Here is an 11,030-nt window from a genome sequence, read left to right on the forward strand (position 1 = left end):
ATTTGAAAATTAAGCATTACGATCCATGAAAGGAACAATTTGTTTTTTACGTGAAACAACACCTGCTAATAAGGCTGTGTTATCGACTAATTCAACATTAAATGCTTTTTCAACGATATCTGTACGATCTCCTAATGTGATAACTTGTGAGTTACTATTTAAGATATCCGTGATAACTGCCACAAATAGATTTAATCCTTTTTGTGCAATAATTGCTTTCATTTGTTCTTCTAACTCTGCTTTACGAGTCATCATATCCTCGATACTAACTGTGTTAATTTGAGCAATCTCAACAGTAGATGTTCCCATTGGGAAGACTTTTGAGTCGATTCCTAATAATTGTTCAGCAGAGTAATCAGATAAATCTGTTCCAGCTTTTAACATTTCAAGTCCATAAACTTCAACATCAAGTCCTGCAATTTCTGCTAACTCACGGCATGCTTTTTCATCTTCTGGAGTACATGTTGGTGATTTGAATAATAATGAATCTGAGATAATCGCACTTGCCATTAATCCAGCCATTGTTGGTTCAATTTCAATTCCATTTTCTTTATACATTTTATAAAGAATTGTTCCCGTACATCCAACAGGTTCCGCACGATAGAATAAAGGTTCAGATGTTTGGAAGTTTGCTAAACGGTGATGATCCACTACCATTTTAATGCGAGCTTTTTCGATTCCATCTGCACTTTGATTAAATTCATTATGGTCCACTAAAATGACTTCGTCATTTTCAGTTACAGCATCAATTAATTTTGGTGCTTCAATTTGGAAGTGATTTAAAATATATTGAGTTTCCTTGTTCACGTCACCTAAACGACAAGCCATTACGTCATGTCCTAATTTTGTTTGTAAGTCTGTCATGACTAAAGTAGATGTAATTGAATCTGTATCTGGGTTTTTATGTCCGAATACTAATGTAGCCATTGATTCATTCCTCCTTCTGCATTTTCACTTCTCTTATTTTACACTAAAACCGTCAAAAACTCATCGCCTTTTACACTAAATTCGTAACTTTTCAATTATATTTTATCAAATTCAGACTAGACTAAAAGTATTGAGGATTCATCTTCATCAAAAAAGGAGGACTAGTTTTGAAAACAACATGGGATTTAACCGCACTATACGAGTCATTTGAAAGTGAGAATTTTTTAAATGACCTCAAAAAAGTTGATGAATTAACCCAATCCTATAATCATTTTGCCAATCAAATTTCAAATTCAACACAAGAGACTAAAACGTTACTACTTCAATATTTAAATTTTCAACAGGAGCTTAACGACTTATTTGGCCGTCTTTTTTCTTATTGCTCGCTCACTTTAAGTACTGATACAACGAATAAATCAGCTTTAAAATATTCTGATGTGCTCAATGAAAAATCAAGCTCCCTTGCGAAAAGTGATACGGTTCTTAATCATTGGATTGGCAATTTAAAAGATCTTGATACTTTACTTAAAACCGATGCTAATCTTGAAGCCCACACCTTTTTCTTTAAAGAATTACAACGCTTCAGTCACTATTTATTAAGTGATAACGAAGAATCTATTATTGCGAAAATGCAAAATACAGGATCAATTGCGTGGGCTAAGCTAAAAGATACCATTACCTCGCAGCTCATAGTTGAGGTTGAATTAAATGGCGAAGTCAAATCAATGCCATTAGCCATGGCAAGAAATCTGGCTCATGACCCTAGTGCCGAAGTCCGAAAAAGTGCTTATGAATGCGAGTTAAAAGCCTATGAAAAAGTAGAAGATTCATTAGCGGCTTGTCTGAGTAACATTAAAGGAGAAGTCATTACAACTGCTACCTTACGAGGATATGAATCCCCTCTTGATGAGACGTTAATAAAATCAAGAATGACTCGCCAAACACTAGATGCCATGCTTGAAGCCATCGAGGAAAGTTTACCTAAATTCCGAGAATTTCTTCGCCTCAAGGCCTCTTTACTTGGACATAAAGGTGGATTACCTTTTTACGATTTATTCGCTCCCGTTTGTGACCAACCTCAAACCTTTGACTACGAAAGAGGAACTGAATTTGTATTAAAACAATTTAGCACGTTCTCTGATACATTAGCCAATTATGCCAAAAAAGCGATTGATGAAGCCTGGATTGATGTTTATCCAAAACAAGGAAAAGTTGGCGGTGCTTTTTGTTCAAATCTTCATTGGATTAAGCAAAGTCGTTTCTTATTAAATTATGGAGATCAATTTAGTGACGTTGTGACGCTTGCTCACGAACTTGGACATGGATTTCACGGCGAATGCTTAACAAAAGAAAGTAGCTTAAATTCAAGTTACCCTATGCCTGTGGCTGAAACAGCTTCAACGTTCTGTGAAACCATTATCAAAAAAGCTGCGATTAAAAATGGAACAGATGATGAAATTTTTAGAATTTTAGAAACTGAATTAACGGACTCAACTCAAATTATTGTCGATATCTATAGTCGATATTTATTTGAAACTGAATTATTTAAAGAACGAGCACAAGGTTCTATTAGTTCAAAAGAATTACAAGACATGATGATTAAAGCACAAAAAGAAGCCTATGGAAATGGCCTCGATTTTGAATCTCTTCATCCTTATATGTGGGCATGCAAACCTCATTATTATGATGCTTCAGCGAATTTCTATAATTTCCCTTATGCGTTTGGTTTACTATTTGCTAAAGGTTTATACGCTAAATATCAAGAAGTTGGAAGTGAGTTTGTAAAATCTTATGAACAGCTTTTATCTATTACTGGTAAAAATTCAGCCGAAGAGATTGCCAGAACCGTAGACATCGATTTAACGAAAAAAGAATTTTGGCAAACCTCTTTAAAACTTATTACAGATGACATTCAAACATTTAAAGAGCTTGCCAAAAAGAAATATCCCACTCTATTATAATTAAGCCGAAGCCCTATTTTTTATAGGGCCTTTTAATTTGTTAATTTTTGGAATAGACTACTTGATTTTTAAACCTCAATGACTGATAATGAATGGGTTATTTGATTTAGTTTTAAAAGGAGAATTCTAATGAGAAGTTATGAGTTTTACAAGTGGAGAATTTGGATTATTTTAGCCTTTTCTTTTGTTCTATCTCTGTTTCATCGAGGTGCAATGGGGGTTATCTCACCTTATTTAAGCTATGATCTAAATGCAACCGCATCGGAAATTAGCCAAATCGCATCGGTTACGTTCTACACTTATGCCCTCATGCAAATTCCTGCTGGCCTGTTACTGGATTACTACGGTTATCGTAAAGTAAGCGGCATCGGAATCTTCATAACAGGAATAGGATCCATCTTATTAGGATTGACGCCTTATTTATCCTTAGCCTTTTTAGGTCGCCTACTAATCGGACTTGGAACCTCTGTTATTTTTATCTCTGTTTTAAAAGCACAATCCATTTGGTTTTCAAAAAACGACTTTGTCAAAGTATCAGGATTCCTTTCTTTCATTGGCAATGCTGGTGGATTATCCGCTACCTTTCCGCTTTCGATATTAATTGGTTTGATAGGATGGCGATTTTCTATGATTGGGACAGGAATTTTATGCCTCATGATTTCCATTCTAATCTACTTCTTTGTTTCTAATTCCCCAACCAATTACGGATATGCACCACTAGGTTCACAGCCAGGACAAACCAAACTGGAACTTAAGGAGGCGATTTTATCAACTTTTAAAAATAAAGCGATTTGGCGTAACTTTTTCTCATTATTTACACTGGTTGGATGTACCACTGCTTTAAGTGGTGTTTGGGGAATTAATTATTTAACAACCGTCTATCACATTAATTCAACTCACGCTTCCTTTTATATTTCCTTTATTTTACTAGGTCTGATCATAGGCTCTCTTTTTATTTCTAAATTGTTAATATTATTTAAAGGAAATATCCCAGTTTGTCAACGTTTCTGTTGTCTGGGAATCTCGCTCATTTGGTTTTATTTTTTATTTTGGGTAAATGGTAACCCGCCTCTTTGGATTCTTCCTTTTTTATTTTTTTCAATGGGATTTTTGGCGACCTCTCACATCTTATCCTTTACCGATATTACCTCTTATTGCGATTCAAAACATAGTGGTTTAGCCAGTAGCGTCATCAATGCTGGTGAATTTATTGCTAGTTCCCTTGTGACACAATTTATTGGGTTCACACTAGATTTTAACTTTAATGGAAGTATCGTTAATAATATTCGTCATTATAGCGCTGAACAATTTAAATTAAGTTTTAATATCTTTTTTATTATTTCCTTAATGGGGATCTTAACGAGTTTTATCGGTTATAAAAAAGGGGGAAAACTAAGTCTCTTCTTAAAAATTCAAACATAAAAAAAGTCGTCTAGAATTAGACGACTTTTTTATTATATTTGTTTCTAACCAGTTATAGATATCTTCATAAACTTCTAACTTATTTTTTTCATTTAAGATTTCATGAAGCATCTGTGGATATAATTTTATCTGAACATTGATTAGCTGTGCCTTTTGCATTGCATGAAATGCTTTTTTTACCATTTTACCTTCTTCACCTACAGGATCATCCTCACCCGAGATAAATAAAACAGGTAAATCATGTGGCATTTTTTCAATGTTTTTATCATCTGTTATATACAATAATCCCGTAAATAAATCATAAAATCCGGCATTGGTAAAAATAAATCCGCAACTCGAATCGGCGACGAATTCACGTACGACTTCTTCATCATAACAAATCCAGTCACTAGCCGTTTTAGCATTGGGAAGATTACGATTAAATGTTCCATAAGATAACTGATTAATTAATTTATTTCGATGTTTAGATCCTTGGTATCGTTTTGCTAGGCGTGATACAAATTGGCCTATCTTAAGCAAAAATTTCGGATTATGTGCCGTCCCAGATAAAATCAATCCATTAATCGTTTCACCATAATCAATCGCATAATGTCTTGCGAGAAAAGATCCCATACTATGTCCAAGCATGACAATTGGCAATTCTGGATTGTGAGCATGAATTAAATCATTAATACTCTTTAAGTCATCCACCATCATCTGCCATCCATCTTCCTCTCCAAAGTAACCATAGTCCTCTGGTGATGAAACAGATTTACCATGACCTCGATGATCATTCGCATAAACGATGTATCCTTTATCTGTTAAATAATTAATAAATGCTTCATAACGACCGGCGTGTTCGCATGAGCCATGTACGAGTTGAATCACTCCACGTGTTCGAATATCTGCATGTGGTTCATAAATATAGAGTTCTATATCCTGACCATCTACCATTTGAACTTTCAAGAAATGTGGCCCCTTTCATCTTTCATATCTATACTGTACCATATTTCTTGACGTATTCCAACTACTTAAGACGTTCATAATAGATGAATCAATTGTTTTATACCCTTTTCATACACTTTATTTAAAAAATTGATGATCTCCCACCACAATTTCATATGGATTAAAACGTTGTCCTTTAAACGTTAAATAGGTTTCAATCACACCAAAATCATCAACTGTTGCAATTCCAATTATGCGTTGCGAAGCCACTAAATCGTAAGTTCCATTCCCTAGTGGAGTAATGATCGGTGCCAATCCCCCGAGCGGTAATACCTCGCCTTTAATCGTTCCCTTAACGCTTCCATCCGGATTGTAGTACTTAGATAATAATTGTAAATCTTTTTTAGATACATCCAATCTAAACGTTTGATTAAACCCATTGGTTAATTCGATTTTAAATCCGTCTTGGAACGTCACTTGCCATTGAGTTTCTTCATTAAATTTTTCATAATCAAACAATTGAATAGGCGTTTTTTCTCTAAAACTATATAAATAATAATAGTTAATATTGCCACTTCCACCAGAACTAACCGATACATAGACATCCTCAATAAAATCTTGATTAAAATCCCCGACAAAAAGCATTCCCCCATATCCTCCTTTTAATGGTAAAACTTGTGTGATTGTTTCATTCGTAATCCCATCTACAATAAAAAGTGTCAAATCCTCTTGATAAATCGCATCTGGACTTGATTTACTTCCTGCTAAATAAATAAAATCATCAACTTGATCACCTGTTACATCTCCAAGCTTCATATCGAAGATATAGGGGGTCTGTACTTCTATATACGCCTCAATAGCTGGAGGAGTCATCGTATCCATAAACATCCAAATCTTCTCCTTTCATCATTTATACGGTTAGTATGAGTTAGAATCGGGAATTTATGAGCAAGGATGAATATATTTACAATATATTTTTCTTTAAAAAAGAGACTAGATTTAATATCTAGTCTCTTTTGCATTTAAAATAAAGTTAATTGATTGCTTGGCGGTTGCGTTGCTGCTTTAGCTGGTTTATCATTTCCAAGCTCCATATCTCCAAAAACATTCATTAATTGTAATTTTTCAATTAAGGCTTTAGAAACTTTTCCACGTTGTTGGACTTCTTTTATGGTTACAAACGGCGCTTCTTCCCTTGCAGCCACAATTTGTCTTGCCACGTTTTCTCCTAAACCATCTAATGCCGTAAATGGCGGAATGAGTGATTTTCCATCCTCAGAAATTTTAAAATCTACGGCATTTGATTCTTCGATATTGAAGTTTTGGAAGTAGAAACCACGCTCTGTCATCTCCAATGCAATCTCTAAAATGGTCACTAAGTTTTTCTCTTTTGGTGTTGCGTCAAACCCTTTTTCTTCAATTTCATCTAAACGTTTACGAATGGCATCAGGTCCTTTAATCATGGTTTCCATTTCAAAAACATCTGCACGTTTTGAGAAATAAGCACAGTAATAATAAATAGGATGATGAACTTTAAACCACGCGATACGAATGGCCATTAAAACGTAAGCTGTCGCGTGGGCTTTTGGGAACATGTACTTAATTTGACCACATGACCAAATATACCATTCTGGAATCTTATGCTTACGCATCTCTTCTTCAAATTCTTTCCATCCATCTGGATTTTTACTCGCTAATCCTTTACGAACAAACTCCATGATTTTAAACGCTAAGGCAGGTTCAAGTCCACCATACATTAAGTAAACCATGATATCATCACGACATCCGATAACATTTTTGAATTCAACTTTTCCAAACTTATCATATTTTCCGGAAACTAAATCTGCCGCATTATTTAACCAAACGTCAGTTCCATGTGATAGCCCTGAAATTTTAACTAATTCGGCAAATGTCTTCGGTTTGGTATCTTCTAACATATTACGAACAAACGGTGTCCCAAATTCAGGAACCCCATAAGAACCCGTTGTCGAACGAATTTGTTCTGGCGTTACCCCTAATGATTCTGTTGAATAGAATAATTTATAAACTTCAGGATCATCCGTTGGAATATCTTTTGGATCAATACCTGAGATATCTTGTAAATAACGAATAACCGTCGGATCATCGTGCCCTAGAATATCGAGTTTTAATAAATTATCATGAATTGAGTGGAAGTCGAAATGTGTGGTTCTCCATTCTGCTGTTGGATCATCAGCTGGATATTGAATCGGTGTCACATCATAGATATCCATATAGTTAGGAACAACAATAATCCCACCCGGATGCTGTCCTGATGTACGACGAACCCCTTCACATCCTTTAGCCATTCGTTCAATTTCAGCCGTTCGCATTTCACGATTGGTATCTTCAAGGAATCCTTTAACATAACCAAAGGCTGTTTTTTCAGCAACGGTACCAATCGTTCCAGCACGGAACGCAAAGTCATCACCAAACACTTCACGACAATATAAATGGGCAACTGGCTGATATTCACCAGAGAAATTTAAATCGATATCAGGTACTTTATCTCCTTTAAATCCAAGGAAGGTTTCAAACGGGATATCATGTCCATCTTTTCGCATCTTAGTGCCACAATGTGGACAAGTTGCATCTGGTAAATCAAAACCAGATTCAGCATTTGCTAAAATGTCTTGGAATGCTTCTTCCTCTGGTCGGATTCCATAGCGTTGTTTCTCCTCTTCGTTCATTTTAAAAGCCGCAAATAAACAGTTTGGACAACGGTAATGCGGTGATAGCGGATTAACCTCTGTGATATCTGTCAAAGTTGCAACAAAAGACGATCCAACCGAACCACGTGATCCTACTAGATAACCATCATCCAATGATTTTTTTACAAGCATGTGCGAGATATAATAAATAACGGCAAATCCATTTCCGATAATACTATTTAACTCTTTAATTAAACGATCAAGCACATATTGAGGTAATTCTTCCCCATACCACTCATGTGCTCTTTCATAACACATTTCAGTTAAACGGTCCTTGATACTTGGAATCCCTTTATCTTTTAAGAAATCATCAGCAGGCGTGAACAATTCATCTTTAATCGCTTTTATCATTTCACAAGAATCAGCAATTGCATTCGGATTAGTGACAATGATTTCTTTTTGTTTCGCCTCATCTAAAAAACTAAAATCATGGTACATTTCATCTGTTGTTCTAAAATGCATACTTGGAATTTCTTTAATATCTGGATGATTTAGAGGATGGCGTCCTCCTCCAATCATTGGTGTGCGCGTATAAATTTGACGATAAAGTTTATCTTCACGATTTAAATGGTGAACATCTCCGGTTGCGCACACTGGAATATTTAACTCTTCACCCACTTTTATAATCGTTTTAATCGTCTCGATAATGGACTGAGCCATCTCTTTTGAGTTTTGATCAATGAGATGTGAATAAACTTCGGGTGGCTGTACTTCTAAATAATCATAAAATTTCGCCTTTTCTTGTAAGTCTTCATATGGCTTATTTAATGCACTTTCCCAGACCTCACCATTTACACAACTACTACCAATTAACAATCCTTCTCGATGAGCTTGTAAATAACTTCTTCGAATACGTGGCTGTCCATATAAATCGCACGTCATCGATTGCGACACAACTTTGAATAAATTTTTAAATCCAACTTGGTTTTGCGCCAAAATCGTCACATGTGTTGTTCGATCAAGTTTAAACGAGGTTTCTTTATCGACTAACTGATTGACTTCATCATGCGTTTTAATGTCTAATTTTAAAATATCACGAAGCATTAGAATAAATGCCTGACCCGTTGCACGCGCATCGTAAATGGCACGGTGATGTTGGGTTAAATCAACTTTAAAGAATTTTGATAAAGCTTTTAAGTTAAATCGCTTCATCTTACGTTTAAATTTTTCATCAATGGTCGCATCTGTTGCATAGTTCCAATACACTCCATATTGATGGTGATAAAGGACACGCGCTAAAGCTAAGGTATCCAGAACAGGATTGTCACAAACTCCTAAATTAAAACGTTTATATGTTTGCTCTAAATGTCCCATGTCGAATGCCGCATTATGAGCGACTAAAATACAATCTTCCGACCATTCTTTAAAGCGTTTCATGACATCCTCAAGCTCCGGAGCATTATCAACATCACTTTGTAATATATGCGTTAATTCGATCGTTTTTAAAGATAATTTTCGATGTGGATTAGCAAAGTCAGAAAACTCATCAATAATCGTTCCATTTTTAATTTTGACAGCTGCAATTTCGATAATCACATCATAGTTCGTTGAGAACCCAGTCGTTTCGACATCATAAACAACATACGTGGCATCATTTAACGGAATCGATTTCTCATTCCAAGCTAATAAGGGTTCATCTTCAACTAAATATCCTTCCACTCCATAGATAATTTTAATATCATTTTTTTTCGCGGCATGATAGGCATCTGGAATGGCTTGAACGACTCCATGATCCGTTAAGGCAATCGCTTTATGACCCCATTTCGCAGCTTGTTTAATATAATCACCAATATCTGTTACGCCGTCCATGGCACTCATCTTAGAGTGAACGTGTAATTCAACACGCTTTTCACCCTCCGGCGCCAAATCTTTTCTCGGCTCTGTTTTGGCATCAATGACATTCACCGCATTTACCATCATTGATAACTCTTTTGAGAACGTATCAAATTGAATTTTCCCACTGACACGAACCCAGTTACCTTTTGCTAAAAGTTTAGGTACCATTTTCTTTGTTTCAGCTGACTTGGCAAACATTTTAATATAAATGGAATCGGTATAATCCGTAAACTTCGCCGTCACGAGTAACATTTCACCATTTCGAATGTCGCGTGATTCTGCATCAAAAATATAACCTTCTAAAATACAGCGACTCATTTCATCGTCAATTTCTTTACAACTCATCGGATTTCCATTAATTGGACCACCGATTGAAGTATCTGTCACTTCAGGTTCCTTACGACTATAACCTCCACGGCTTCCACTATAGCTTTCACTTCGATAGCTTGGTTTAGGCTGTTCCACTGGTGGGGCTTCCACTGGTTTAGGTACTTCAACAATTTGTGGCATCGTCGTTTCTCGTTCTGCTAATATATCAGCGTCTGACTTGGCATTAGCAGAGTAAACAGGTTTTACTGTCTGTAATCCAAATCCAAAACGCTCATACGCCTTTAAAATGTTATTGGCATACTTTTGTTCAATTTCGTTATAATAATGCTCATCTTTCACTTCAATGTGTAACTCATTTGTCTGAACCTTAACTGAAAAGCTTTCTAAACAACGAATTAATAAATCTTGACGACTTAAATATTCAATCATAAGTGGCCAATATTCTAATATTTGTTCTTCAGTCGGCTGACTTAAATATCTAATTAAAAAAGAAGCTTGATTTATCGTTTGAATTTTACTAAACGTTTGATCAAAACGGGAATAAAATTCATAAAAAGCTGCTGGAACTAAGGGTGTATCAAATACTAAGTGAAAAATCAGTTCTTGGTTTTTTCGTAGGGCATCCACCTTTTCAATCATCTTTTGCTCAAATAAAAAAAGCTGATGATCAGGATATTGAATTTGTTCTAGCAAAATTTCCATTTGTTTTTGCATGGGTTTCCCCCCTTTTAAATCATTACTTTCAATTTATCTTATAAATTGCAACTTATTCATTTTATCATTTTTTCTAACTATTTTCACTAAAAAAATCGTTATGTCGAATGGCCTTAACCGCTTACTAACTCCTATAATTTCTGCCATTACTTCATTATTATACCTAGGAATATAAAGGTTCTATAAT

The 11,030-nt window shown here is 35.3% G+C and carries 6 protein-coding genes; 2 read left to right on the forward strand and 4 right to left on the reverse strand.

The annotated features are described in order from the left end of the window. Nucleotides 1-9: 9 nt before the first annotated feature. Nucleotides 10-927, reverse strand: a complete 918-nt coding sequence (locus HMPREF9402_RS08840; protein ID WP_006783757.1) for a manganese-dependent inorganic pyrophosphatase — start codon at nucleotides 925-927, stop codon at nucleotides 10-12. Between the two features lie 167 nt (nucleotides 928-1,094). On the opposite strand from HMPREF9402_RS08840, the gene HMPREF9402_RS08845 reads away from it, so the two are divergent. Further along, nucleotides 1,095-2,888 carry a M3 family oligoendopeptidase gene (locus HMPREF9402_RS08845; RefSeq protein ID WP_006783758.1) on the forward strand — a complete coding sequence of 598 codons (1,794 nt, stop codon included), beginning with the start codon at nucleotides 1,095-1,097 and terminating at the stop codon, nucleotides 2,886-2,888. Between the two features lie 129 nt (nucleotides 2,889-3,017). Further along, nucleotides 3,018-4,310, forward strand: coding sequence for an MFS transporter (locus tag HMPREF9402_RS08850; protein ID WP_009607160.1), 1,293 nt, complete (start codon nucleotides 3,018-3,020; stop codon nucleotides 4,308-4,310). Here the strand turns inward: HMPREF9402_RS08850 and HMPREF9402_RS08855 are convergent. The 3 genes from HMPREF9402_RS08855 to HMPREF9402_RS08865 form a co-directional block, all read right to left on the reverse strand. Further along, nucleotides 4,293-5,255 (reverse strand): alpha/beta hydrolase, encoded by a 963-nt coding sequence (locus HMPREF9402_RS08855; protein ID WP_009607159.1) that lies wholly within the window; start codon nucleotides 5,253-5,255, stop codon nucleotides 4,293-4,295. The two genes, HMPREF9402_RS08850 and HMPREF9402_RS08855, sit on opposite strands and share 18 nt — an antisense overlap. 117 nt (nucleotides 5,256-5,372) lie before the next feature. Then, nucleotides 5,373-6,122: a hypothetical protein gene (locus HMPREF9402_RS08860; protein WP_006783761.1), complete on the reverse strand. Its 750-nt coding sequence runs from the start codon at nucleotides 6,120-6,122 to the stop codon at nucleotides 5,373-5,375. Nucleotides 6,123-6,256: 134 nt separating this feature from the next. Next, complete coding sequence (locus tag HMPREF9402_RS08865; protein WP_009607161.1) at nucleotides 6,257-10,843, reverse strand: PolC-type DNA polymerase III; 4,587 nt, start codon at nucleotides 10,841-10,843, stop codon at nucleotides 6,257-6,259. Nucleotides 10,844-11,030 lie beyond the last annotated feature (187 nt).

The sequence above is a fragment of the Turicibacter sp. HGF1 genome (assembly GCF_000191865.1).
Lineage (GTDB): Bacteria > Bacillota_I > Bacilli_A > MOL361 > Turicibacteraceae > Turicibacter > Turicibacter sanguinis.